Genomic DNA, 24,965 nt, shown 5'->3' with positions numbered 1-24,965 from the left:
GAAGATTTCAACACGGGCCTCACGTCAAAAATACCGCTTGATCCGCACTGCGCTTTCACTCAACGTTTCGCCATGATCCGAGCCTTCATCCTCCTCATGTTTCTGGCCTCCTGCGGGCGGCCGTTGACCCAGAATGAGCTGCTGTTCGCGGGGGATATCATGGGGGATACGCTCAATTACCCCAAGGTGCGGCTGCATGACGGGTCGCCCTCGCGCGGGGTGACGATGACGCGTAAGGCGCGGCCGCGCACGACCTGTCGCGAACGTATCCTGCCGCCCGAAAAGGTGGGCGAGGTGATCACCACCAAACCCGCCGCCGTGGCGCTGTGGAATACGGTGTTGTTTGACGAAGACTGGTATCTGGACGATTACCTGCCCGACTATCCCGACCGGATCGGGCTGATCGCGGCGATGATCTTTGCCCATGAGCTGACCCATATCTGGCAGTGGCAGAACCGCAAGACGACGGGCTATTCGCCGCTGCGTGCGGCGTTTGAACATGGCGGCGGGGCGGACCCGTATCTCTTTGATCTGGAGAGCGACCCGAAGTTTCTGGATTTTGCCTTTGAACAACAAGGCTCTATCGTCGAGGAATTCGTCTGCTGTCGTGCGTTGGACCCGCAGGCGCCGCGCACCAAACGGCTGCATGCGCTGATCTCGCAAGAGATGCCCGTCGCACCCCTGCCCCAAAGCCGGCCCTATGCGGTGCGGATGCCCTGGGACGGGGTCGAGGTGAACGGGATCTGTAGTTAACGCTGGATGCTTTCAAGATAGACCAGCAGCCCTGCCAGCACCCGTGGTGTGGGCGTCAACTGGCCATCCAGATCAACAGGCACCAGATCCAGCGCCATGCCCTCGCCAAACTGCGGCATCACCCGTTGCAGGTGGCTGTCTGTGGCGTCAACCGCCGGGTCGCCGTAGATATAGGCCAGCGTTCTGGTCTGCGGAAACCGCCCGCCATTGTCGCGCGCCAATAGGGTCAGGTCGCGGGGCTGCGGGCGAAGGCCCTTGGCCGCGGCGCCGGCCCCTTGGGCGTTCACCCCGTGGCATTGCACACAGTTTTCGGCAAAAAACACCGCTCCTTCCACCCGGTCGGGGGCGTCGGGCAGGGTCTGTGCGGGCATACAGGCGGCCAGCCCCAAGAACAGCGGCACGCCGAGGGCGATTGTGGTTTTCATCATATGATCCTCCGGTAGGTCACGGGGATGCTTGCCCTTGGCGGGGGTCTTCGCCATGATCTGGATCAAGAAACGGGAAAGATTAGGAATACTCATGGCGCATTATGCAGTTGTGATGCTTTTGGCCGGGGTTGGCATTCCCGTTCTGGCCGCGTTGAACGCAGGGCTTGGCAGCCGGATCGGATCTCCTGCGGCAGCGGCTACGGTGCTGTTTGTGGTGGCGTTTACAGTCAGCTTACTGGTCGCGATGCTGGTGGGGCGGCAAGGGTTTGCGCAAATCCCCGCGGCCCCGAAGCATCTGCTGCTGGCCGGATTTCTGGTGGCTTTCTACATCCTGTCGATCACTTTTATCGCGCCGCATTTCGGCGTCGGCAACGCGGTGTTCTTTGTTCTGGTGGGCCAGCTTTTCAGCGCCGCGGCGATTGACCACTTCGGGCTGTTCGGCGCGCAGGTGGCGCCCTTGGGGGCCGCGCGGGCCGCTGGCATTACCTTGATGTGTGCCGGTGTCTGGTTGACCCAGCAATCCTGAGGCCGATCAGGCCTCGTCTTGTAGCGGGTTGGTCAGCACAAAGAGGATTTCATCCTCCGCCAAGGGGTTTGCGACCCCCGGCAGGGTGATGGTGAGCCCTGTGCTGAGCGTGACCGTCAACTCCCCATCCGCGACGGTCTGATCGGTGACAGAGGCGTTTTCATCGTCGGTTTCGACAATCAGCGCATCGGTGCCCACGTCATAATCGCTGACCGTGATCCCGCCTGTGGCACCGTAGATCGCGGTGAAACTGTCCGCGCCCGTGCCCCCGATGCCGGTGTCATTCGCCCCCAATCGCAGGCTGTCGTCGCCGTCTTCACCGATCAGCTCGTCCGCGACCCCGTCGTCGCTGCCGTCTTGGGCGTTGACCCCGCCCGAAAGCGTGTCATTGCCCTGCCCGCCAAACAGGATGTCGCGCCCGTCGGTGCCTTGTAATGTATCATCGCCCGCCGTGCCGGTTTGCGACTGTGCGTCATCCTCGGGGGGTTGCTCGGTGTCGTTGATCGTCTCGACCGCTGGATCCTCCGCGGTCGGCACATCTGTTGGTGCCTCGGCTTCAGGCTCTGCCGGGTCGGGGGTCAGCGCATCGTCCATGCCCGCGCCCGTGGTCGTCCCCATATCGGGCATGCCGATGGGGATTTCTTCGTCCTCGGGCTCATCCTCCGTATCATCACCAAACGGGTCAAACACGGCCAGCATGGGGCCGAAAGCGGCAAAGAGCATGACGAGCAAAGGTGACATGGCAGCATCCTGTTTTGACACAGTTTGCGCGCTGCTCGTGGCACCAGTTGGGTCTGGGTAAGGATAAATTAAGGCAGCCGCCTTAAAGCGCGACGAGCTGCCCTGCTTCAAGCCGGATCTGGCGGTCCATTCGCGCGGCAAGCTCAAGGTTATGGGTCGCGATTACCGCCGACAGCCCCGTGCCCCGCACGAGCGTCATCAGCGCGGCAAAGACCTGATCCGAGGTGGTCGGATCAAGGTTGCCTGTGGGCTCATCCGCCAGCAGCAGCCGCGGCGCATTGGCCAGCGCACGGCAGAAAGCGACCCGTTGCTGTTCGCCCCCCGACAGCGCCGCCGGGCGGTGGTCGGCGCGGTGGCCGATGCCGACCTCCTCCAACAGCGACAGCGCGCGGGTTTGCGCCTCGGACTGCGAGACACCGTTCGCCAGCTGCGGCAACACGATGTTTTCCAACGCGGAAAATTCAGGCAGCAGGTGGTGGAACTGATAGATAAACCCCACATCGCGCCGCCGCACGCCGGTGCGTTTGCGATCGGACTGCCCTGTCATATCGGTGCCGCCAATCTCGACCGTCCCCGCGTCAGGCGTGTCCAGCAGACCCGCGATATGCAGCAGTGTCGACTTGCCCGCGCCAGAGGGCGCGACCAGTGCGACGACCTCTCCGGCGGCGACGGTCAGGTCGATGCCGCGCAGCACGTTGACTTCGTTCGGTTGGCCGGGGTTGTAGGATTTGCCAATCCCCGAGAGCCGCAAAACAGGATCATTCATAGCGCAGCGCCTCGACTGGGTTCATGCGCGCGGCACGGCGCGCGGGGAAGATGGTGACGACGAAGGACAGGCCAAGCGACAGGCCGATAGCCGACATCACGTCACCGAATTGCAGTTTGGCGGGCAGGAAGTAGATGCCGCGGATCGACGGATCCCATGCGTTGCCCCCCGAGAGGTAGTTCACGACGGCAAAAATCTGATCGACATAGAGCGCGAAGAGACAGCCAAGGATCACCCCCATCGCGGTCCCGATGATACCCGTGAAGGCCCCGCAGATGAAGAACACGCGCAGGATCGACCCTTCGCTCAGCCCCATGGTGCGCAGGATCCCGATGTCGCGCCCCTTGTTCTTGACCAACATGATCAGGCCCGAGACGATGTTCATCGCGGCGATCAGCACAAGGATGCTGAGGATCACGAACATCACGCGGTCCTCGATATCCAGCGCGCTGAGGAACGAGCCCGACGCATCGCGCCATGTCCAGATCAGGCCGCGTTCCCCCGCGGCGGATAGCAGCGGCACGGTCAGATCATCCACGCTATCGGGGTTTTCGACCATTACCTCAAGCTCGTCGGCGACGCCTTCGCGGTTGAAGAAGGATTGCGCCTCGGCCAGAGGCAGATAGGCGCGGGTGCGGTCGATGTCATAGCGCCCGGCCGAGAAGATATAGGTCACCTCGTAGCCATTCACGCGGGGCGAGGTGCCAAAAGCGGTTTTCACCCCGTTCGGAGAGATGATCTTGATCGTGTCGCCCAAGCCGACCCGCAGTGCTTGTGCCACGCCGGACCCGATGGCGATGCCCTGTTCGAAATCGGCCAGATCGCCGTCGGCGGTTTCGGGGTTGGCAATGCGCGGGATATTGGCCAGATCGGCGGCCTCAATGCCGAAAATCTCGATCCCCGCGTTGGCCTGCCCCTTGTTGGCCATCACCTGACCGCGCACCAAAGGGGCCACCTGCGTCACGCCCGGCACCTGGGCCACACGTGCGGCCATCTCGGTGTAATCGGGTATCCCCGTCTGGGACACGCCGTTCTCATCCACCGACGCCATATTATACACGGTCACATGGGCATTGGCCCCTAGGATCGTATCGACAAATTCAGCCCGAAAGCCCGACCGCACGGCAAGAGTCGCGATCAGGGCAAAGACCGCCAGCGTGATCCCGATCAGGCTGATCCAGGTCATCACGCTCACGCCGCCTTCGGCGCGACGCGCACGCAGATAGCGCCAGGCGATCATCCATTCAAAAGGGGCGAAGGGCGGTGTCGAGGATACTGGTTTGGCCAAGGGATGGTTCCGATCTGGGATCAATCGCGCGCAACCTCGCGGTTTCGGCGCATCGGGTCAAGCGAGGAATAGGGTCAAGCGAGGAGTGGTCGCGCGGCAGCTTGTACCGCAGGTAAAGGTGCCGCGTGTCAGCGGCCCTGCGCCGGTATGCGGGTGCCGCGCCGCCGGAACGGGGCGCGCAACAGTCGCAGCAATACACCCAGCCCCAAGCCGCCCGCGACAAAGCCCGCAGCCGCAAACACCACCCCGGCAAAGTTCAACGGTACGGCGGGCTGAAACGCCTGCCACGCCGCCCCCGCGATCTGCGGGTCCGACATCTGCGGCAGGTGGTAGGCGCGCATGAAAGGCCCCTGCCCCTGCAATCGGGTCAGGGCGGTTTGCAATGTCTCGTAGCGGGTAAAGGTCGCGGCCATATCGGCGCGGCGTCGCTCCATAAACGCGGTGCCGGTCATCTGCGCCAGGGCATCGCTGCGCGACAGGCCGACCGCTTGGGCGCTGGCATCGAAATCGGCAACGACCTCGTGCAGCGCATCGACCGCCCCGCCCAACCGTTGCAGATATTGCTGTGAGTATTCGGGGAATTGCGAGGTCACCGCCGCGCCCGCCACACCGCCAGCAAGGGTCAGCGCCCGCAGGATCATGAAACGCCCCAAAGGTCCGTTGTGCAGCACTTCATGATCCGCCCCCGTTTTTCAAGGCCCCACGTTCCAAGGCCCCTCGTTAAAGGTTAAGCGATACCGCGATAAATCCCGGCGATCTTTTCGACCGCGGCTTCCGGTGTCATCTCTTCGCTTTCGCCGGTGCGGCGCGAGGTCAGCTCGACCACACCGTTTTTCAGCCCCCGCGGCCCGACAGTGATCCGCCATGGCAGACCGATCAGGTCCATCGTCGCGAATTTGCCACCCGCGCGTTCCTTGGTGTCGTCATACAGCGGGTCCAGACCCAGAGCCTGCAGGCTGGCATACAACGCCTCACAGGCCGCATCCGCCTGTTCGTCACCCTGCTTGAGGTTCACAATCCCCACATGGAACGGCGTCACGCCCTCGGGCCAGATGATGCCCTTGTCGTCATGCGATGCCTCGATGATCGCGCCCAGCAGACGGCTGACGCCGATGCCGTGCGACCCCATGTGCACCGGCACAGGCTTGCCATCAGGCCCTTGTACGGTCGCCCCCATCGGTTCGGAATATTTCGTCCCGAAATAGAAGATCTGCCCCACTTCGATCCCGCGCGCGCTGCGCTGGCGTTCGGCGGGGACTTCGGCAAAGAGCGCTTCGTCATGGGTCTCGTCCGTGCGGGCATAGCGCGAGGTGAACTCCTCCATCACGGCCTGACACTGGTCGACGGAATCATAATCGATCTCGCGGTCGCCGAACTTCAGCTCGGTGATCTGGCTGTCATAGAACACCTCGGATTCGCCGGTTTCCGCCAGCACGAGGAATTCATGCGTATCGTCGCCGCCGATCGGGCCGGAATCCGCGCGCATCGGGATCGCCTGCAAGCCCATGCGTTCGTAGCTGCGCAGGTAGGTCACCAGATGGCGGTTATAGGCGTGCAGCGCATCTTCTTTCGTCAGATCAAAGGTATAGCCGTCCTTCATCAGGAACTCGCGACCCCGCATGACGCCGAAACGGGGGCGGACCTCGTCGCGGAATTTCCACTGGATGTGGTACAGCGTCATCGGCAGGTCTTTATACGACCCGACGTGACTGCGGAAGATATCGGTGATCATTTCCTCGTTCGTGGGACCATAAAGCATGTCACGGTCCTGGCGGTCCTTGATGCGCAGCATCTCGGGGCCATAGGCGTCAAAGCGGCCGGATTCCTTCCACAGGTCCGCCGATTGCAGCGTCGGCATCAGCATCGGGATGTGGCCCGCACGCTGCTGTTCTTCGTGCACGATGGTTTCGATCTTGCGCAGCACCTTGAAGCCAAGCGGCAGCCACGAATAGATCCCCGCCGCCGATTGCTTGATCATGCCCGCCCGCAGCATCAACCGGTGGCTGACAATCTGCGCCTCAGAGGGGTTTTCCTTGAGCACAGGCAAAAAATAACGGGACAGACGCATGATGATCCTCTCAGAGTGAATTGGCACCTGACTATGATAATCCCCGCGCCGAGACAATCACGAAGAGACGGGGCACCAAGAAGCGGGCACCAGGTCGCGCGTCCCGCAACCGATTGACCCTCGGCGCACAGACGCGTTTGTTGTCAGCGGCACAAAACAAAAAGGACGCCCCATGACCATGATCCTAGAGCCCGCGCGCGAAACCCCTGTGATCCACGAGACCGGCGTGCTGGTGATCGGGTCCGGCCCCGGTGGTCTGGCCGCGGCCCTTGCCGCCGCCCGCGCCGGGGCAGAGGTGGCGCTGCTCGACCGGTTCGGCTGCTTTGGCGGCAATATCACCGTGGTCGGGGTCGAAGGCTTTGCCTGGTACCGCCATGAACAGACGATAGAGGCCGGCGGCATTGGCTGGGAATTCGAGGAACGCGCCAAGGCGATGGGGGCTGCCAGCCCCGAATCCCAATCGCTCAGCTACGAGCTGGACAGCGAGGGGTTCAAACTTGTCGCCGACCGGCTGGTGACCGAAGCAGGGATCCACCCGATGCTGCACCGCCAGTTCGTAGCCCCCATCATGGAGGGCGACACGATCCGGGGTGTCATCGTCGAATCAAAAGCGGGCCGCGAGGCGATCCTCGCCAAAATCGTGATCGATGCCACGGGCGACGCCGATGTCGCCCACCGTGCCGGTGCCCCGACCCACAAGACCCCGGTCGAGGAGATGCAGGCCGCCTCGGTCATGTTCCACATCGCGGGCGTCGACAAGGCGGCCTTCATGGCGGGGGTCAAGGCCGACCCGCAGACCTATGCCAATTGGTCCACAGGCGAATGGGTGGTCGAAACCGATGGCAAGGAAGACGCGATGTTCTCTCCGTTTCTGGCCAAACCCTTTGCCCAGGCCATCCGCGACGGGCGTATGCCCGCCAACCTCAACACCATCGGGGGCACATGGGGCGCTGTGCATGACAGTGGCGAGATGACCTATATGAACCTGATCCACCTTGCAGAATGCGACGGCACCGACCCCGACAGCATGACCCGCTTCGAGATCGAGGGCCGCGCGCAGGCGATGCACGCGATTGACGCGCTCAAGGCCTATACGCCGGGCTGCGAGACCGCGCGGCTGCGCAATTTCGGCATGAGCATCGGCATCCGCGATACGCGCAAGATCGACGCGGTCTACAATATGACCGAAACCGACGTGCGCCAGCAGGCCCGATTTGACGACAGTATCGGCATCTACCCCGAGTTCATCGACGGCTACGGCGTGCTGATCATCCCCACCACGGGACGCTACATGCATATCCCCTACCGTGCGATGCTGCCCAAAGGCGTGAAGAATCTGCTCGTCGCGGGCCGCGCCATCGGCGGCGATAAAATCGCCCATGCCGCCACGCGCAACATGGCGTGCTGCACGGTGGCGGGCCAAGGCGCGGGCGTCGCGGCGGCCATCGCGCTGGCTTCGGGCTGCCCGCTGGAAGCCGTGCCGCTGGAGCGCGTGCAAAAAACCCTGCAAGATCAGGGCGTCCGCCTGCATTGACCGCGCCACGCCCGCTTCCAAATGGCTTTAAATCCTCGCCGAAGGCACCTGCCCTATCGGCGAGTACTGCCGATCCATTTCACCACGGGCCTTGAAAAACCGGCCCCGTTGCGCAATGTCGACCGAAACCAGAATGCGAGGATGCGGCATGGGCCTGCCTATCAGAGATCAGATGAAATACTGGGGTGTCGCGGGGGCGATTTTTCTGGTGTTCCTCTGGTTCACCGGTAACGTGCTGCTGCCGTTTCTGATCGGGGCGGCGATTGCCTATTTCCTGGATCCCGTGGCCGACCGGCTTGAAGCCATGGGGCTGAGCCGCGCGATGGCCACGATGGTCATCACGCTTGTCGCCCTGCTGATCTTTGTGCTGATGGCGCTGCTGGTGATCCCGACCTTGATCAATCAGGCCGTCAACCTGTTCGAGGTCGCCCCCGAGCTGACCCGCAATTTCACCAATTTCCTGACCGAACGTTTCCCCGCCCTGCTTGACGAAGGATCGACGCTGCGCAGCTCGATCAACTCTATCGGGTCGACCATTCAGGAACGGGGCGGCGAGGTGCTGAACACGGCGATTTCCTCGGCGGCGTCGCTGCTGAACGTGATGGTGCTGTTTGTGATCGTGCCGGTGGTTGCCGTCTATCTGCTGTTGGACTGGGACCGTATGGTCGCCCAGATCGACCGTTTGCTGCCGCGCGACCACGCCCCGGTGATCCGTCGCCTTGCGCGTGACATCGACCGCACGCTGGCGGGGTTCATCCGCGGCATGGGCACCGTCTGCCTGATTTTAGGGGCCTATTATGCCATCGCGCTGATGCTAGTGGGGCTGCAATTCGGCCTTGTCGTGGGCTTTATCGCGGGTCTGGTCACCTTCATCCCCTATCTCGGCGCGGTTCTGGGCGGTGCCTTGGCCATCGGTCTGGCGCTGTTCCAGTTCTGGGGGGATTGGTTCTCGATCGGGATGGTGGCGGGCATCTTCGTGCTCGGCCAGATGATTGAAGGCAACTTCCTCACCCCCAAGCTGGTGGGCAATTCGGTCGGGCTGCATCCGGTCTGGCTGATCCTGGCGCTGTCGGTCTTTGGCTCGTTGTTCGGCTTTGTCGGCATGCTGGCCGCCGTGCCGATTGCCGCCGCCCTTGGCGTGATTGCACGCTTCGCGACCGAGCAATATGTCGAAAGTTCGCTGTATCAGGGCACGCAGCGCAAGACCTTGGACGAAACGGCGGACTGACACGATGGCACAACAGCTTGGACTTGACCTTCCCAGCCGCCCCGCACTGGGACGGGACGACTTTTTCGTCGCCCCGTCAAATGCGATTGCCGTGGCCATGATCGAGGGCTGGCAGGCCTGGGCGGGGCGCAAGATGGTGCTGACCGGCCCGCCCGGATCAGGCAAGACCCATCTGGCGCATGTCTGGGCCAATCTGTCCGGCGCAGGTATCATCGACGCGCGCGACATTGCCACAGGCGATATCCCCGCGCTGGCCCAAGGCCCGCTGGCGGTCGAGAACGTCCCCGACATCGCGGGCGATAATGCGGCCGAGACGCATCTTTTCCACCTGCACAATCTGGTGCTGGCCGAAGGCCATAGCCTGCTGCTGACCGGCACCCCGGCGGTGCCCCAATGGGGGCTGCATCTGCCTGACCTGACCAGCCGTATGCGCGCGGCGACGGCGGCCGCACTTGAAGCGCCCGATGACAGCCTGCTCACGGCCGTCATGGCCAAGCTGCTGGCCGACCGCCAGCTGACCCCCAAACCCGACGTGATCCCCTATCTGTTGCTGCGTATGGACCGGTCTTTCGCAGCTGCCGGTGATCTGGTCGCGGCCCTGGATGCCGCCAGTCTGGCGCAACAAAAGCCGGTGACACGGGCGCTGGCCGCACAAGTGCTGGACAATGGGTTTAACGCCGCGCGATAATCTTCTCAGATTTCGTCACAAACCCATTACATTGCAACGCCATAAGGCCGTCATGACAAACGCTGACTTTCTCGAATCCGCCTTCGTGCCGCCGCAGGATATGCCCGATCTGGACATCACCGGCCCCGGTCGTTTCTATAACCGCGAGCTCAGCTGGCTCGGGTTCAACTGGCGTGTTCTCGAAGAGGCCAAGAACCCCCGCGTGCCACTGCTGGAACGCCTGCGCTTCCTGTCGATCTCGGCAGGCAATCTGGATGAATTCTATACCGTGCGTGTTGCGGGCCTGCGCGAGCTGGCTCAGGCCGGCAACACCACCCCCGCCAGCGACGGGCTGACCCCTGCCCAGCAACTGGTGCTGATCAACGAAGACGCGCGCAAGCTGATGACCGAACAACAGCGCGTGCTGGTCGATCTGATGTCAGAGATGGACGACCAGAACATCATGCTCGAACGCGCCGCTGATCTGGACGCGGCCGATCTGGCCTATCTTGACGATGTATTCCTGCACCGCGTCTTTGCGGTTCTGACCCCGCTGGCGATTGACCCCGCGCACCCCTTCCCCTTCATCCCCAACACCGGCTACGCGTTGGCGCTGCAACTGGAACGCACCAGCGACAAACGCCCCCTTCAGGCCCTGCTGCCGATCCCGGCGCAGATCGACCGTTTCGTCGCCCTGCCCGCCGCCGAAGGCTCGCTGCGGTTCCTGCCGCTCGAAGATCTTCTGGTGCTCAAGGTGCCGGGGCTGTTTCCGGGCTACAAGCTCAAGGCGCATTTCGAATTCCGCGTGCTGCGTGACAGCGATCTTGAGGTCGAGGAAGAGGCCGAAGACCTTGTGCGCGAATTCGAGGTCGCCCTGAAACGCCGCCGCCGCGGCGAGGTCGTGCGCCTGACCCATTCCGCCGGTGCCCCCGAAAAGCTGAAATCCGTGGTCATGGCCGAACTGGGTGTGCGCCCGCAGGATGTGATCGAACTGGACGGGATGATCGGCATCAACGACCTCTCCGAACTGGTGACCGACAGCCGCCCCGATCTGCTCTGGCCGCAATTCACCCCGCGCATCCCCGAACGCGTGACCGACCACGAAGGCGATATGTTCGCCGCGATCCGGTCCAAGGACATGCTGCTGCACCACCCCTACGAGACCTTCGATATGGTGGTCCGCTTTCTGGCACAGGCCGCGCGCGATCCCGATGTGGTGGCGATCAAGCAGACGCTCTACCGCACCTCGCGCGACAGCCCCATTGTCGAGGCGCTGTGCGAAGCCGCCGAAGACGGGAAATCAGTCACCGCGCTGGTCGAGCTCAAGGCGCGTTTCGACGAGGCTGCCAACATCCGCCAGTCACGCCGGCTGGAACGCGCGGGCGCGCATGTCGTCTATGGGTTTCTCGACCTCAAGACCCATGCAAAAATCTCGACCGTGGTGCGTCGCGAGGGCGATCAACTGGTCACCTATACCCACTATGGCACGGGCAACTACCACCCGATCACCGCACGGATTTATACCGATCTGTCGCTGTTCACCTGTGACCAGAAGCTGGGCCGCGACGCGACCAAAGTGTTCAACTACCTGTCGGGCTACGCGCAACCCGACACGCTGGACAACCTCGCCATCTCGCCCATCTCGTTGAAGCCGCGCCTGCTGGCGATGATCGCCGCCGAGGCCGACCATGCCGCCGCTGGCAAACCGGCAGAGATCTGGGCCAAGATGAACTCCATCGTGGATGCGGATGTGATCGACGCGCTCTACGCCGCGAGCCAGGCAGGGGTGAAAATCAGCCTGGTGATCCGCGGCATCTGCGGGTTGCGCCCCGGCATCAAGGGGCTGTCCGAAAACATCCGCGTGAAATCCATCGTCGGGCGCTTCCTGGAGCATTCACGCATCGTCTGCTTTGGCAATGGCTACGGGCTGCCGCATAAGAAATCGCGGGTCTTCATGTCCTCCGCCGACTGGATGGGCCGCAACCTGACCCGCCGCGTCGAAACCCTGGTCGAGATCGAGAACCCCACCGTCAAGGCGCAGATCACCAGTCAGGTCATGGCGGCCAATCTTGCGGATGTGGCGCAAAGCTGGGTCATGTCCCCCGATGGCAGCTTTGCCCGCCCCGAGATTGCAGAAGGCACCTTCGCCTTCAACTGCCACCGCTTCTTCATGGAGAACCCCTCTCTCTCCGGGCGTGGCACGGCGGGCGCATCCGACGTCCCGAAACTGACCCATACCGAAGACTAACCGCTTCATTTTGCCTGTAAACTCTCGCCGAAGGCGCATCTGTCCGCTTGCGTTCCCGCTGGCGTCTATATCCCCCCAACGCGGCGGGGTTTTTCACGTGCCCGTTTGCGTTAACGATTGACGCGGCGGGCCGGCTGGGCCACCTTGCCCCCCAAACAAAGGCCCCCGCAGGAGCGTCCGTGGCAGATAAAACCGACACCCCTCCGCCCTCTCCCGTGCCCGAAACGGGCGTCGCTGATCTGGGCCTGTTCGGCAAACCCCTGTTCCAAGACCCTTCGGCCCGTGCGCTGGCGCGTGTGGGCGTGGTCGATGTGGGGTCGAACTCTGTCCGGTTGGTGGTGTTTGACGGGGCCGCGCGGTCGCCTGCCTATTTCTACAATGAAAAGATCATGTGCGCCCTTGGGGCGGGCATGGCCGAAACAGGCCATCTGTCGCCCGAAGGCCGGGTCCGCGCCCTCTCTGCCATGCGCCGCTTCAGCAAGCTGGCACAGGGCATGGGCCTGTCCGAGCTGACCGTCGTCGCCACCGCCGCCGTGCGCGACGCCAGCGACGGGCGTGATTTCTGCGACGAGGTGCAGCGCGAGACAGGCCTGAAGATTTGGGTCATCGACGGCGAGGAAGAGGCGCGACTGTCAGCGCAGGGTGTCTTGCTGGGCTGGCCCGGTGCCTTTGGTCTGGTCTGCGACATCGGCGGGTCGTCGATGGAGCTGGCAGAAATCTCGGGTGGGCGCGTGGGCAAACGGGTGACCTCGGCGCTCGGGCCGCTGAAACTGCGCGACATCAAGGGCGGTGCCAAGGCACGGCAGGCGCAGATCAAGACGGTGATCGAAGGTCTGGCCGAAAAGATGGGCGCACAGCGCGACCGTCTGTTTCTGGTGGGCGGCTCGTGGCGTGCCATCGCGCGCATCGACATGGTGCGCCGCGGCTACCCGCTGCACGTGCTGCATGAATACCGGATGACCCCGAAATCCGTCCGCGAGACGGTGAAACACATCCAGACCAGCGACCATGAAGAGCTGCGCAAGATCAGCGGCGTCTCCTCCAGCCGGATGGCACTGGTGCCCTTTGCCGCCGAAGTACTGTCGCGGCTTGTCAAGACGTTCAAACCAAAGGATATCGCGATCTCCAGCTACGGGATCCGCGAGGGGATGCTGTATGAACAGATGCCCCAACGCCTGCGCGACCGCGACCCTCTGATCGAAGCCTGCCGTTTTGCCGAAGCCAAGGACGCGCGCACACCGGGGTTCGGCAAGGCGCTGTTCGACTTTATCCTGCCGCTCTATAAATCCGCGCCGCCGCAGCGCAAACGTCTGGTCAAGGCCGCCTGCCTGCTGCACGACGTCAGCTGGCGCGCGCATCCCGACTACCGCGCCGAAGTCTGTTTTGACAATGCGACGCGGGCGAATCTGGGCGGGCTGAAACATTCAGAACGGATCTATCTGGGGCTGGCGCTGCTGCACCGCTATTCCAACAAGCGCGAGAATACCCGTTTCGAAGACCTCTATGAAATGGTCGATGAAAAGACGCGGCTAGAGGCCGAGATTCTGGGCAAGGCCATGCGCTTTGGCGCGATGCTCTGGATGAACCCCGAGGAAGAGCGCGGCCACATGCGCTGGTTCCCCAAGAAAAAGCTGCTGGAGCTGTGGCTGACCGACGACATGATGCCCCTGTTCGGAGAGGTCGCCGAAGCGCGGCTGAATTCCCTCGCCCTGTCCCTGGGGGCCGAGGTCCAGCTTAAGACCTGCAAGAAATAGCCTGTCTTACAGGTCGATCTGCGGCACCTCGTCCAGATAGATCGCGGGCGGGGGCGGCGTTTTCTCGGGTGTCTTGTCTTCGGGCATGTCATCTTCCGGCGCGGGGTCTGGCTTGCGGCGGATCACGATATCGCCATTGGGCATCTTTTGGGGCGGCTCATAGACGCTCCAATCCTCGACCTCTTCCAGCAGATCGGTAAAGGCGGGCCCCATCTCGGAGATGAAATTCCGCAGCGCGGGGCTGGCCTTGCGCCCCCACTCGCCCAGCCCTTCCAGCGCGGGGGCCATCTCTTTCTTCATACCGTCAAAGAAATCCCGCGCCCCGCGTTCCATCAAGGAAAAGCCGGAACCGTCGTTTTCCTGCTCTTGTGCCACGGCGACACTGGACAGGCAGATCAGGGTGGTGGTCAAAAGAAACTGTCTCATGCGGCGAAGACTGCCCTATTTCATCTTGTGATGAAAGCGGGATTAAAGGCGGGTCGACAGGTCCAGATCAATCGTCACCGGAAAGTGATCCGACGCCGTGATCAAGGCGTCGCGCAACGCGGCATCCCCCCAGCATTCCGGGTCGTCCAACGGGTGCCAGATGCGCCAGTGCGGCCGATACGCGGTCAGGGCCGGGCTGATCATGATGTAATCCAGCAGCGCCTGCAGATAACGTTTTTCGGGCGCGATCCAGAAGCGTGACGTGGTGGGCATCGCCCCGATCCGCTGGCCCAAGGCGCGGATCGCATGGGGATCGACGAGCGCGCGATCTTGCCGGTGGCCCATCACAATCTCGACCGAGGACCGCCCAAAAAGATCCTCGAAACTGTCGAGGCCCGGCCCGTCGTTCAGATCGCCCAAGACCATCAGCGGCGTGCCATCGTCGAGCCGCGCATCGATCCGCCGACGCAGCCAGATCGCCTGCGCCAACTGCTTGCGCCGATTGGCGATCCCTATGCGCAGCGCATCCTGCGGCGTCTTGGCCCCATGGGGGGCCTTGGATTTCAGATGCGCGCCGATCATGTGAAATGCCACCCTTTCGCGGGTGACGATATCCAGCTCGAGCGGCGGTTTGGAAAAGACGACATGATCCTCGCGCGCGTCGATATCCAGATCAATGTCCAACGTCCCGTCAAAGCGCGGCGCATCCCCCTGCCCGACCGCACCACCGGGCGCATGGGTGGCCGACAGCCGGTCCGGATCGAACAACAGCGCGATTTCCTGCTGCGTGTCATTGGCAAAGCCGATCAGCGCCTTGCGCGTGCGCAGATCAAAATGCGCGGCAAAGCGTTCCAATGCGGCCACCGTGCCGCGTTTTCGGCTTTGGTCAGGGGCCTCGATCACCATGACCGCATCGGCATCCATCGCCCGAAACACGGTACCCAAAGCCTGCGCCTGCTGCGCACGGGTGATATTGTGGCGTGCCGACCAGCCGTCATCCAGCAGCAACTGATCCTCATCGTCGAACAGACCCGTGAACCATTCAACGTTATAGGTCGCGATCCGCATTACTGCGCCTTGCCTGACCAAGTCTCCCACGCGCGGTTGATGTCGATCATGCGTTTTTCGGCCATGGCGATGGCCTCTTGCGGCAGGCCACGGGCGACCAGAGCGTCGGGGTGATTGGCCCGCACCAGCTTGCGCCAGGCCGCGCGCCCCTCTTCAAGCGAGGCATCGGGCGGAATGCCCAGAACCGCATGGGGCAGCGGCGAGGTATCGGGAACGAACCGCGCCCGAAGCGAGGCAAAATCGCTGTCATCCATCGCGAAAATCTGCGCGACACGCACCAGAAACGCATCCTCGTTCGGATGGTACATGCCATCGGCCATGGCAATGTGGAACAACCCTTCGATCAGATCATGCAACGTCTCGGGCTGGTCCGCGAACATCTGCGCAATGCGCGCGGCGTAATCCTCGAACCCGGCCACATCGTGCCGTGCCAGATTGAACACCCGCGCCGCCCCCTGCTGGTCGGCCTCGGCAATCTGGAACACTTCGCGAAAGGCGGTAACCTCGTCGCGGGTCACCTGCCCGTCGGCCTTGGCCATCTTGGCCCCAAGCGCGATCACCGCAATGGTAAAGGCCACCGACCGCTCTGGCGGGGTGCGCAGACGGTCGAAAACAGCCGACAGCCCCTCACCGGCGGTGAGCGCTGACAAAGCTTCGGTGATGCGAGACCAAATAGACATGACGCCCACCATACGGGGCAGCGCCGGGGAAGTCAGCGGGGCGTCAGCATTTTCTGCATCAAAATTAGGTCAAGCTGCTGCCCGTTCTTCTGCCCGATGCGCGGCATCCTGCCCACGTGGTCAAACCCGAGTGCCGCATGAAAGCCGACGGCACCCGGATTGGCCCCGCTGATCGCCGCCACCATGACGCGCCGCCCCTGTGCGACGGCCGCATCACAGGCGGTTTGCATCAAGGCACGCCCGGCACCCGCGCCCTGCGCTGCGGCATCCAGCACGATCGAATGCTCCACCGCATCGCGATACCCCACCCCGCTGCGAAAGGCCCCGTAGGTGATGAAACCGGCGACACCCTCCGCGTCGGCCACCCAGAACTGCCCCGCGCGACCGGCGATCAGCGCATCGACCTCTGCAGCCATCTTGGGCTGCGACGTGAAGGTGAACAGCGTTTGCGTGATCATCACATTCCACAGGGCCGCCACCGCCCCGGCGTCACTGCCCTTTGCAGGCCGGATGATCACGCCAGCACAGCACGGCCCGCGGGCGTGTCAAAACGGGCAGACAGCGCCGGTGTCCCGACCTCGAACACCACGCGCGCATCGGTGAAGATCGGGGCGAGCGTTGCCGCCAATGCCTCGGCCTGCGGATGCTGGACCGTCAATGTCACCAAACGACAGCCAGAGGCATCAAGCCGCTGGGTCGGATGGGCCTCGCCTTCCCATTGCATCAAGGCAGGGGCGCAATTGTCATAGGGCAGCATACCGGTTTCCGGCACCGCCATACGCCAGCGCAGATCCCCACGCTGCAACGCCACCGGCGCGCCGTAGCCTTCGGGCAAAGCTTCCAGCGTCGCGTCAAGATCATCGCAGCGGCAAATCCAGTTGGACAGCCGCGCCGGGCCGTTGAACCGGTCCAAATCAAACCAGCGCGCATAGGCAGGCGCAGGCGCGTCGGGGTCGACGGCAATCGCCTCCAGATACAGCGCATCGCCAAGTCCCAGCAGATGGTTATGCGTGCCAAACACCGCATGTGCGCCACCCGGCTGCAACGGCACCCCGAGCACCTGCGCGGCCAAGTCGGACGCGGCTTTCAGGCTTTCGCCCGCGACGGCAAGATGGTCCAGTTCAATCATCGGTCCTGCTTCCAGATGGTTCAAATCCTCGGGGGAGTGTGAGGGGGCAGACAGCCCCCTCGCGCCCGTTTAGCTGCGTGCGGCACGGATCAGTTTCAGGATATCCTGCGCGGCATTGGGGATATTGGTCCCCGGCCCGAAGATCGCCTTGACCCCCGCATCCTTGAGGAACTTGTAATCCTGCTGCGGAATGACCCCGCCGCAGATGACCAGAATATCCTCGGCCCCCTGATCCTTCAGCGCCTTGATCAGCTGCGGGGCGAGCGTTTTGTGACCCGCCGCCTGGGACGAGATGCCGATGACATGCACGTCGTTGTCCACAGCATCCTGCGCGGCCTCGGCGGGGGTCTGGAACAGCGGCCCCACATCCACGTCGAACCCGATATCGGCAAAGGCGGTCGCAATGACCTTGGCCCCGCGGTCGTGCCCGTCCTGACCCATCTTGACCACCAGCATACGCGGACGGCGGCCTTCGGCTTCGGCGAAATCCTCGACCGATTTCTGGATCTCCGCAAAGCCGCTGTCGCCCTCATAGGCCGCGCCATAGACGCCGGCCAATGTCTTGACCTCGGCGCGGTGACGTCCGAATTTTTCTTCCATCGCCATGCTGATCTCCCCTACGGTGGCGCGGGCGCGGGCGGCTTCGACCGCCCCTTCTAACAGGTTTCCGCCCTCTGCGGCGCGGCGGGTCAGCTCGGCCAGGGCGGCTTTGCAGGCGTCTTCGTCACGCGCGCCACGGATCGCTTCGAGACGTTTGATCTGGCTGTCGCGCACCTTGACGTTATCGACGTCCAGAATGTCGATCTCGTCCTCGACCTCGCGGCGGTATTTATTGACCCCGACGATCACCTCGGTGCCGCGGTCGATCTTGGCCTGACGGGTGGCGGCGGCCTCTTCGATGCGCAGTTTCGGCATGCCGGAGGCGACGGCCTTGGTCATCCCGCCCAGCTCTTCCACTTCCTCGATCAGCTTCCATGCGGCGTCTGCCAGATCGGCGGTCAGCTTCTCGACATAGTAGCTGCCGGCCAGCGGGTCGACGACATTGGTGACGCCGGTTTCTTCTTGCAAAATCAACTGCGTGTTGCGCGCAATGCGCGAGGAGAAATCGGTGGGCAGGGCAATCGCCTCGTCCAGGGCATTGGTGTGCAGCGACTGCGTGCCGCCCAGAACCGCGCTCATCGCCTCGTAGGCGGTGCGGATCACGTTGTTATAGGGGTCTTGTTCCTGAAGGCTCACGCCGGAGGTCTGGCAGTGGGTCCGCAGCATCGAGGATTTGGGGTTCTTCGGTTTGAATTCATCCATGATCCGCGACCACAGCAGACGCGCCGCGCGCAGTTTCGCGGCCTCCATAAAGAAGTTCATGCCGATGCAGAAGAAGAAGCTCAGCCGGGGTGCAAACCGGTCCACATCCATGCCCGCCGCAATCGCCGTGCGCACATATTCGCGGCCATCGGCAAGGGTAAAGGCCAGTTCCTGCACAAGGTTCGCGCCCGCCTCTTGCATGTGGTAGCCCGAGATCGAGATGGAGTTGAATTTCGGCATGTGGTCCGAGGTATATTCGATGATATCCCCGATGATCCGCATCGAGGGCTCGGGCGGATAGATATAGGTGTTGCGGACCATGAACTCTTTCAGAATGTCGTTCTGAATGGTGCCCGAGAGCACGGATTTATCATGCCCCTGCTCTTCGCCCGCGACGATGAAATTCGCCAGGATCGGGATCACCGCGCCGTTCATCGTCATGGAGACAGATACTTTGTCGAGCGGGATACCGTCGAACAGGATCTTCATATCCTCGACGCTGTCGATGGCCACGCCCGCCTTACCCACGTCGCCCTCTACACGGGGGTGGTCGCTGTCATAGCCGCGGTGGGTGGCCAGATCGAAGGCCACCGACACCCCCTGCTGCCCCGCCGCAAGGGCGCGGCGGTAAAAGGCGTTCGATTCCTCTGCCGTAGAGAACCCCGCATATTGGCGGATCGTCCACGGGCGGCCGGCGTACATGGTCGCCTTCACCCCGCGGGTAAAGGGTGCCTCGCCGGGTATGCCGCCCAGATGGTCCAGCCCTTCGGTGTCTTCCGCGGTGTAAAGCGGTTTGACATCAATGCCTTCCAGCGTGTGCCACGTCAGGTCATCGAGGCTACGCCCGCGCAGTTCCGCCTCAGCCAGATTGCGCCAGTTTTCTTTGTCCGCTGTCATGGTGGTGTCCTTTTCTTCTATCGCCGTCTGGCCAGCTTGTGCCGGCTCTTGGGGCGGTTGAGGTCTCTGTCAGGGTGGCAAGACCATCCGCACCGGCTGTCAGCCAGAACAGATCGTCCGCATAGGTTTCACGCAAGGCCGCGGCCTGCGCGTCGCTAAAGGGGTGCCAGTTGCCCAGCCCGTCGCTGCGCAGCCCTGCCGCGGCAGGGCCCATCTGCGCACGCAGGCTGGCCTCGTCCGGGCGGCGGTTCAGCCAATAGCCTTGGGTGGTGGCGGGGGCAGCACGACCGGTGAGCTGCGTAAACAGCGCATCGGGGCGGCCAGCGTAATCGTCATAGCGGGCGATGCTGATCTTCGCCTCGGGCAAGGCGCAGGCAAGATCGGTGATGACATCGCGCCAGCCGCGCCGGTCATGGGCGATGCGGTCAATCTGGTCGGCGTCCGGTACGGGATGCCCGCGCCCCACGGTATAGGCCAGCGCAGAGGCCCACCAATGGTCCGTCTGCCGGATGGTCAGCACCACCTGCGTCACGCGCCCGCCAAAGCTGGCCCCGAACCGCGCCATACGTTCGCCGATGGCAGGAAACAGCCGCCCGCTGCGCACCGAATGGCGCGCCGAGCCGATCATATTCTCGTCCGAGATCAGCAGTTGATCCGCCCCGAGGTCCCGCGCCTTGCCCATCAGCAGCGACACGCGCCCGTTTACCAAATTCGGCCCCGAGGCCAGCATTCCCGACGCCGGAAACAGCCCCGCAAACAGCCCGCCACGGGTCTGGCGCGGCCCCCAGACGCAGGTGCCCTGCGCCGCAATGGGGTCGGCGTGATCCGCCAGATAGCGTTGAAAACTGGTGGTTCCTGTACGGTGTGCACCGACGTGAAGAAGAATATCCATGATCTGCTTGCCCAATCCTTGAACGGGGGCCAGCCACTGTGGCCCACTAAGAGTTTGAGCCACAGTCATGCCCGCAAACCTGTTGCAGAGTGCTTAATATGCGCAGATGTCCGGTTGTGCATCGCAATTGCGTCGCGCAAGCTTATATCTGTACGGACAGGAGACAAAATGAAACCAGTGATAGCCCTTGTTTTTGCAGGATTGTTTGCGGTCTCGGCGGGGGCGCAAACGGCCACGGACCCCGAGGTTCCCGGCTTGTTCCTGCCCGCAGATATGGAAGATTTGAGTGAATTCCACTGGAAAAAAAGACCGGTTCTGGTCTTTGCGGACAGCGAGGATGACCCCGCCTTCCAATCCCAGATGGAGCTTTTGCGCGAGCAGCCCGAAGACCTGATCGAGCGTGACGTGATTGTCCTGACCGATACCGACCCGGGCGCGCGCAGCCCGTTGCGGCTACGGATGCGGCCGCGCGGGTTCATGTTGGTGCTGGTGGGCAAAGACGGCGGGATCAAGCTGCGCAAGCCCCGCCCCTGGGATGTGCGCGAGATCACCCGCAGCATCGACAAAATGACCATCCGGCAACGCGAAATTCGCGAAGCCAAGGAAAAGTCAGGTAAAATCTTCGACTGAACAGCCAGCAGCCGCTGCAATATGGGCCGGTGCTGCGAAGGGATTCCCCGCAGCGCCGTGTTGTATCCCATGATGGCAACGGCTGGCATGGCGCTTATTCGAACTCGATGATGACATCATCCACAGCGAGGCCATCCCCCGCTGCGGCATTTACCTTGGACACTTTGCCCTTCTTCTCGGCGCGCAGGATGTTCTCCATCTTCATCGCCTCGATGGTGCAGAGGTTCTGGCCCTCCTGCACCTCGTCGCCAACCTCTACATCGATTTTCACCACCAGACCCGGCATGGGGCACAGCAGCATTTTCGATGTGTCGGGCGGCAGTTTCTCGGGCATCAGACGGGCCAGTTCGGCCTGACGCGGGTTGCGCACATGCACTTTCATATCCGCGCCACGGGCCCGCACGCGGAACCCGCCAGAGATTTTGCCGACCTTGAACACCAGCGGTGCGTCGTCGATGGTCATCTCGGCCAGTTGGTCGCCCGGTGTCCAGTCGCCCGCGACGCGCAACGCTGTGCCGTCGTCGAAGGTCACCGTCGCGCCCTTTGGGTCGGCCTGAATTTCCACATCGAACGACTGGCCTTGCAGCGCGACGTTCCAGGCGGTGCCGACCTTGCGTTCGTGGTTGTCCATGCGGCCCGACACGCGAGTCCGGCGGATCTCTCCGACGCGGTGCATGGCTGCGGTGGCCGCCGCGATCCGGCGCAGTTCCGCGTCAGGCAGCTCTACCCCGTCAAAGCCGTCGGGGTATTGTTCGGCGATGAAGGCGGTGGTCATGTTGCCTTCGACAAAGATCGGATGATCCATCACGGCAGAGAGGAACGGCAGGTTGTGCCCGATGCCTTCGACCTCGAAGCTATCCAGCGCCACGCGCATGCGTTCAATCGCCTCGGCGCGGGTCGGTGCCCATGTACACAGCTTGGCGATCATCGGGTCGTAGTACATCGAGATCTCGCCGCCCTCGTAGACACCGGTATCGTTGCGCACAGCCGTGTCACCCGCAGGCGCATCGCCCTGCCATTTGTCGTTGGTCAGCAAGGGGCCCGCCGCGATCTCCATCGGAGGACGGTAGCGCGTCAGACGCCCGATGGAGGGCAGGAAGCCGCGGTACGGATCTTCGGCATAGAGCCGGTTTTCGATCGCCCAACCTGTCAGTTTCACGTCGTCCTGGGTGATGGTCAGCTTTTCGCCATTGGCGACGCGGATCATCTGTTCGACCAGATCGACACCGGTGATCAGCTCGGTCACGGGGTGTTCCACCTGAAGACGGGTGTTCATTTCAAGGAAGTAGAAGTTCTTGTCGCCGTCCACGATAAATTCGACCGTACCGGCAGAGGTATAGCCAACGGCCTGCGCCAAGGCGACGGATTGCTCGCCCATGGCTTTGCGGGTGGCTTCGTCAAGGAAAGGCGACGGGGCCTCTTCCACGACCTTCTGGTTGCGGCGCTGGATCGAACATTCGCGTTCGCCCAGATAGATACCATTGCCGTGGGCGTCGCACAGCACCTGAATTTCGATGTGGCGCGGCTGGGTGACGAATTTCTCGATAAAGATACGATCATCGCCAAAGCTGTTGGCGGCCTCGTTCTTGGACGACTGGAACCCCTCGCGGGCCTCTTCGTCGTTCCACGCGATACGCATCCCCTTGCCGCCCCCACCGGCAGAGGCTTTCAGCATTACCGGATAGCCGATTTCGTTCGAGATCTTCACCGCCTCATCCGCGTCTTCGATCAGCCCCATATAGCCGGGCACGGTGGAAACACCGGCTTCCTGCGCGATTTTCTTGGAGGTGATCTTGTCGCCCATCTTCTCGATCGCGCCCTTAGGGGGGCCGACAAAGGCGACGCCAGCGGCCTCGAGCGCCTCGGCGAATTTCGCGTTCTCGGACAGGAAGCCATAGCCCGGGTGTACGGCCTGCGCGCCCGACTGCTTGATCGCGTCCATGATCTTGTCGATCACGATATACGACTGGTTCGCGGCAGGCGGGCCGATGTGGATCGCCTCATCGGCCATCTGGACGTGCAACGCCTGCGCATCAGCGTCGGAATAGACGGCGACGGTTTCGATGCCCATCTTCTTGGCGGTCTTGATAACGCGGCAGGCAATCTCGCCGCGGTTGGCGATCAGGATCTTATTGAACATCGACTGTCCCTTTTGGTCTTGAGTGAACGGAAAAACCCCGCGTCAGCACGCGGCTGAGCGGGGCAAAATCTTTGACACTGCAGCTACTGCGACCCAAAGCCGCGGTAGATGTCAGATTATTGGCAGCGCACTGCGCCGGATTGGCACGCCAGTACGTTTGCGCCGGCACCGATGGCCGCGCCTTGCGCGAGGCTACCGCCTGTGACGGCTGCTGCACCGGCACCCACGACACCACCGCCGAGCGCTTGTTCGCCCAGTGTGTCACCGCATGCAGCAAGGCCAGCGGACGCAGTAACGGCGAGAAGAATTGTTTTGATGGACATGGGATTAAACCTTTTATTGATCGTGCGTTATTCGCGATGTGATACTGATAAACGCATGGTTTCGCAGAAGGTTCCACCGCGGTTTGAATAACGGCGCGCGCCCCTGCCTCATCGGGCAAATTACCGCCCAACATGCCGTGCACGTGGCGAAAACCAGCCGAAAGGAAGGGGGCGACGCGCATGATCAATCCTCGAACGCGTCGGGGAAAGACGCCCGGGCAAGGGCTTCGTTGATGACCAGCATCGCGTCATAGTCGGCTGGATCAAAGGGGTCGTCTACCGCAACGACCTCGCGACCAAAGAGCCAAGACAGACGCCCCGCGTCCAGATTGCCCCTTTCGAACGGCTGGTCGCCAAAGGCTTCCCACAGCGCGCGCATAAAGGCCGTGTCGACGCGCCGGTCCGCCGCCTTGCGGTCGGAACGGCGTTCGCGACGGGTCAGCGGGGTGACCCCACGCGGATTGGCGCGACGGATAACGAATTGATAGTCTGATCCGGGCATACGCCCCGGAAAACCGCGATGTTTCAGCATGATACCCCCCAGACTGCGAGGGCGATGCGCGGTGCTACCCCTGCGTTACATGCCGCAGAGGGGTTGGAGACAGGCGCAGACGCCTGCCCCCAGCAAGCATTACTTGTACTTGCCTGTGTACACTGGCTCAACCGAGATGGGCTCGGGTGCGACCACGACATATTCTTCTTGCTGCTTGGGTGCGCATGCCGCAACGGCTGCGATAAGGCCGAATGCGGCCAGCATTGTGATGCTCTTGGACATCTAAGTCTCCTGTCACTGTTTAAAGGGCCCGGCACTGCCTCATGCCAATCAGACCCCAATGTTGAAGTAAGAAATACGTCGGTATTCCCCGCCGCGACATTATCGCAGTTCATTGGCGTTGCATACGGTGTGCTTTCCAATGCGGCCAGATGTGACGCCAAAGCCGCAGTTCGGCGCGCTGGTGCCGCAGCGCTCGCAAGATGTTGTGGGTGCATCAAAGGCCCTCCCAGATACAGGTGTCGTTGCTCAGGCGAAATGCCTCGAAAAACTGTGTGGCATCGGGGTCGGACACCCCGAATTCCGTGACGCGATCAGCCAAAGAGATCACGATGACCTCTCCGTCCAGCGCATGTTGCGCCATGTAGGGAATGGCCAGCGCGTCGCACAGATAGGTCATATCGGCCCCAACCTGCGCAAAGTCCACAGCGCCCGTATCGCGCGCGATATAAGGGGCCACAAAACGGAAGCGCAGCCATGTCTGCACCCCCACCTCGTCTATCAGCACCTCTTGCAATTCGATGCTTTCGCCCGACGGCACCTCGACCGGCTGCGCCGCGGCAGAGGCCGTTGCGAAAGCTGCGCCAACCGCAAGCCACTTCAGTGCCGCACCCGCTGGATGCAGACCGTAAGCCAAAGACGCGGAAAGAGAGGGGTGATCGGTAACCAAAGCGGTCTCCTGCCCATCGGGCACCTGCAAAGGCA

Annotated in this window: 26 protein-coding genes; 8 read left to right on the top strand and 18 right to left on the bottom strand. The window is 62.7% G+C overall.

Features of this window, described 5'->3' with window-relative positions; all coding sequences use genetic code 11:
• Nucleotides 1–72 precede the first annotated feature (72 nt).
• Nucleotides 73–753 (top strand): hypothetical protein, encoded by a 681-nt coding sequence (locus tag B4F27_RS08830; RefSeq protein WP_005852368.1) that lies wholly within the window; start codon nt 73–75, stop codon nt 751–753.
• Here the strand turns inward: B4F27_RS08830 and B4F27_RS08825 are convergent.
• The gene (locus tag B4F27_RS08825; protein ID WP_286759460.1) at nt 750–1,274 is read right to left on the bottom strand and encodes a c-type cytochrome; all 525 of its coding nucleotides are present in this window, start codon (nt 1,272–1,274) and stop codon (nt 750–752) included. The genes B4F27_RS08830 and B4F27_RS08825 overlap by 4 nt on opposite strands.
• Here B4F27_RS08825 and B4F27_RS08820 point away from each other — a divergent pair.
• On the top strand, nt 1,273–1,707 hold the full coding sequence (locus B4F27_RS08820; protein ID WP_286759459.1) for a DMT family transporter: 435 nt from the start codon (nt 1,273–1,275) through the stop codon (nt 1,705–1,707). The two genes, B4F27_RS08825 and B4F27_RS08820, sit on opposite strands and share 2 nt — an antisense overlap.
• A gap of 6 nt (nt 1,708–1,713) precedes the next feature.
• On the opposite strand, the gene B4F27_RS08815 is transcribed toward B4F27_RS08820, so the two are convergent.
• The 5 genes from B4F27_RS08815 to proS all read right to left on the bottom strand — a co-directional run bounded on the left by B4F27_RS08815 (nt 1,714) and on the right by proS (nt 6,570).
• Nucleotides 1,714–2,448 carry a calcium-binding protein gene (locus B4F27_RS08815; RefSeq protein WP_286759458.1) on the bottom strand — a complete coding sequence of 245 codons (735 nt, stop codon included), beginning with the start codon at nt 2,446–2,448 and terminating at the stop codon, nt 1,714–1,716.
• A gap of 82 nt (nt 2,449–2,530) precedes the next feature.
• Nucleotides 2,531–3,214 carry an ABC transporter ATP-binding protein gene (locus B4F27_RS08810; protein WP_037963091.1) on the bottom strand — a complete coding sequence of 228 codons (684 nt, stop codon included), beginning with the start codon at nt 3,212–3,214 and terminating at the stop codon, nt 2,531–2,533.
• Complete coding sequence (locus B4F27_RS08805; protein ID WP_005852358.1) at nt 3,207–4,454, bottom strand: lipoprotein-releasing ABC transporter permease subunit; 1,248 nt, start codon at nt 4,452–4,454, stop codon at nt 3,207–3,209. The genes B4F27_RS08810 and B4F27_RS08805 overlap by 8 nt, the downstream gene beginning before the upstream one ends.
• Nucleotides 4,455–4,630: 176 nt before the next feature.
• Nucleotides 4,631–5,143, bottom strand: coding sequence for a DUF2937 family protein (locus B4F27_RS08800; protein WP_074635561.1), 513 nt, complete (start codon nt 5,141–5,143; stop codon nt 4,631–4,633).
• Between the two features lie 86 nt (nt 5,144–5,229).
• Nucleotides 5,230–6,570 (bottom strand): proline--tRNA ligase, encoded by a 1,341-nt coding sequence (gene proS, locus B4F27_RS08795; protein ID WP_037963099.1) that lies wholly within the window; start codon nt 6,568–6,570, stop codon nt 5,230–5,232.
• Nucleotides 6,571–6,742: 172 nt separating this feature from the next.
• Here proS and B4F27_RS08790 point away from each other — a divergent pair, with 172 nt between their 5' ends.
• From B4F27_RS08790 to ppx, 5 genes are all read left to right on the top strand, one after another.
• Entirely contained in the window at nt 6,743–8,104 is a 1,362-nt protein-coding gene (locus B4F27_RS08790) for an FAD-dependent oxidoreductase (protein WP_286759457.1), read from the top strand.
• 148 nt (nt 8,105–8,252) lie between these two features.
• Nucleotides 8,253–9,332 (top strand): AI-2E family transporter, encoded by a 1,080-nt coding sequence (locus B4F27_RS08785; protein ID WP_009826519.1) that lies wholly within the window; start codon nt 8,253–8,255, stop codon nt 9,330–9,332.
• 4 nt (nt 9,333–9,336) lie between these two features.
• Nucleotides 9,337–10,020, top strand: coding sequence for a hypothetical protein (locus B4F27_RS08780; RefSeq protein ID WP_005852349.1), 684 nt, complete (start codon nt 9,337–9,339; stop codon nt 10,018–10,020).
• Nucleotides 10,021–10,072: 52 nt separating this feature from the next.
• The gene (locus B4F27_RS08775; RefSeq protein ID WP_037944974.1) at nt 10,073–12,247 is read left to right on the top strand and encodes an RNA degradosome polyphosphate kinase; all 2,175 of its coding nucleotides are present in this window, start codon (nt 10,073–10,075) and stop codon (nt 12,245–12,247) included.
• A 179-nt stretch (nt 12,248–12,426) separates the two neighbouring features.
• Nucleotides 12,427–14,001 carry an exopolyphosphatase gene (ppx, locus tag B4F27_RS08770; protein WP_286759456.1) on the top strand — a complete coding sequence of 525 codons (1,575 nt, stop codon included), beginning with the start codon at nt 12,427–12,429 and terminating at the stop codon, nt 13,999–14,001.
• Nucleotides 14,002–14,007: 6 nt separating this feature from the next.
• Here ppx and B4F27_RS08765 read toward each other — a convergent pair whose 3' ends face one another.
• From B4F27_RS08765 to B4F27_RS08735, 7 genes are all read right to left on the bottom strand, one after another.
• Nucleotides 14,008–14,427, bottom strand: coding sequence for a hypothetical protein (locus B4F27_RS08765; protein ID WP_074635556.1), 420 nt, complete (start codon nt 14,425–14,427; stop codon nt 14,008–14,010).
• A 42-nt stretch (nt 14,428–14,469) separates the two neighbouring features.
• Entirely contained in the window at nt 14,470–15,495 is a 1,026-nt protein-coding gene (locus B4F27_RS08760; RefSeq protein ID WP_286759455.1) for an endonuclease/exonuclease/phosphatase family protein, read from the bottom strand.
• Nucleotides 15,495–16,175 carry a molecular chaperone DjiA gene (locus B4F27_RS08755; RefSeq protein ID WP_037944973.1) on the bottom strand — a complete coding sequence of 227 codons (681 nt, stop codon included), beginning with the start codon at nt 16,173–16,175 and terminating at the stop codon, nt 15,495–15,497. Before B4F27_RS08755 ends, B4F27_RS08760 begins: the two co-directional genes overlap by 1 nt.
• 32 nt (nt 16,176–16,207) lie before the next feature.
• A complete protein-coding gene (locus B4F27_RS08750; protein ID WP_286759454.1) occupies nt 16,208–16,693 on the bottom strand; it encodes a GNAT family N-acetyltransferase in 486 nt (161 codons plus the stop codon).
• On the bottom strand, nt 16,690–17,304 hold the full coding sequence (locus tag B4F27_RS08745; RefSeq protein ID WP_286759453.1) for a VOC family protein: 615 nt from the start codon (nt 17,302–17,304) through the stop codon (nt 16,690–16,692). The genes B4F27_RS08750 and B4F27_RS08745 overlap by 4 nt, the downstream gene beginning before the upstream one ends.
• Nucleotides 17,305–17,373: 69 nt before the next feature.
• A complete protein-coding gene (gene scpA, locus B4F27_RS08740; protein WP_009826511.1) occupies nt 17,374–19,503 on the bottom strand; it encodes a methylmalonyl-CoA mutase in 2,130 nt (709 codons plus the stop codon).
• Nucleotides 19,466–20,464, bottom strand: a complete 999-nt coding sequence (locus tag B4F27_RS08735; protein ID WP_286759452.1) for a hypothetical protein — start codon at nt 20,462–20,464, stop codon at nt 19,466–19,468. The genes scpA and B4F27_RS08735 overlap by 38 nt, the downstream gene beginning before the upstream one ends.
• A 99-nt stretch (nt 20,465–20,563) precedes the next feature.
• Between B4F27_RS08735 and B4F27_RS08730 the strand changes: the two genes are divergently transcribed.
• Nucleotides 20,564–21,025, top strand: coding sequence for a DUF4174 domain-containing protein (locus B4F27_RS08730; protein ID WP_286759451.1), 462 nt, complete (start codon nt 20,564–20,566; stop codon nt 21,023–21,025).
• Between the two features lie 94 nt (nt 21,026–21,119).
• On the opposite strand, the gene B4F27_RS08725 is transcribed toward B4F27_RS08730, so the two are convergent.
• From B4F27_RS08725 to B4F27_RS08705, 5 genes are all read right to left on the bottom strand, one after another.
• A complete protein-coding gene (locus tag B4F27_RS08725; protein WP_286759450.1) occupies nt 21,120–23,165 on the bottom strand; it encodes an acetyl-CoA carboxylase biotin carboxylase subunit in 2,046 nt (681 codons plus the stop codon).
• A gap of 116 nt (nt 23,166–23,281) precedes the next feature.
• Nucleotides 23,282–23,488, bottom strand: a complete 207-nt coding sequence (locus B4F27_RS08720) for a hypothetical protein (RefSeq protein ID WP_037943771.1) — start codon at nt 23,486–23,488, stop codon at nt 23,282–23,284.
• 184 nt (nt 23,489–23,672) lie between these two features.
• Nucleotides 23,673–24,020 carry a hypothetical protein gene (locus tag B4F27_RS08715; protein ID WP_005852325.1) on the bottom strand — a complete coding sequence of 116 codons (348 nt, stop codon included), beginning with the start codon at nt 24,018–24,020 and terminating at the stop codon, nt 23,673–23,675.
• Nucleotides 24,021–24,119: 99 nt separating this feature from the next.
• The gene (locus tag B4F27_RS08710) at nt 24,120–24,263 is read right to left on the bottom strand and encodes a hypothetical protein (RefSeq protein ID WP_005852323.1); all 144 of its coding nucleotides are present in this window, start codon (nt 24,261–24,263) and stop codon (nt 24,120–24,122) included.
• Between the two features lie 214 nt (nt 24,264–24,477).
• A complete protein-coding gene (locus B4F27_RS08705; protein WP_286759449.1) occupies nt 24,478–24,930 on the bottom strand; it encodes a DUF6497 family protein in 453 nt (150 codons plus the stop codon).
• Between the last annotated feature and the right edge of the window lie 35 nt (nt 24,931–24,965).

This window comes from Sulfitobacter sp. UBA1132 (assembly GCF_002311545.1).
GTDB lineage: Bacteria > Pseudomonadota > Alphaproteobacteria > Rhodobacterales > Rhodobacteraceae > Sulfitobacter > Sulfitobacter pontiacus.
This window is presented reverse-complemented; position numbering and strand designations above follow the sequence as displayed.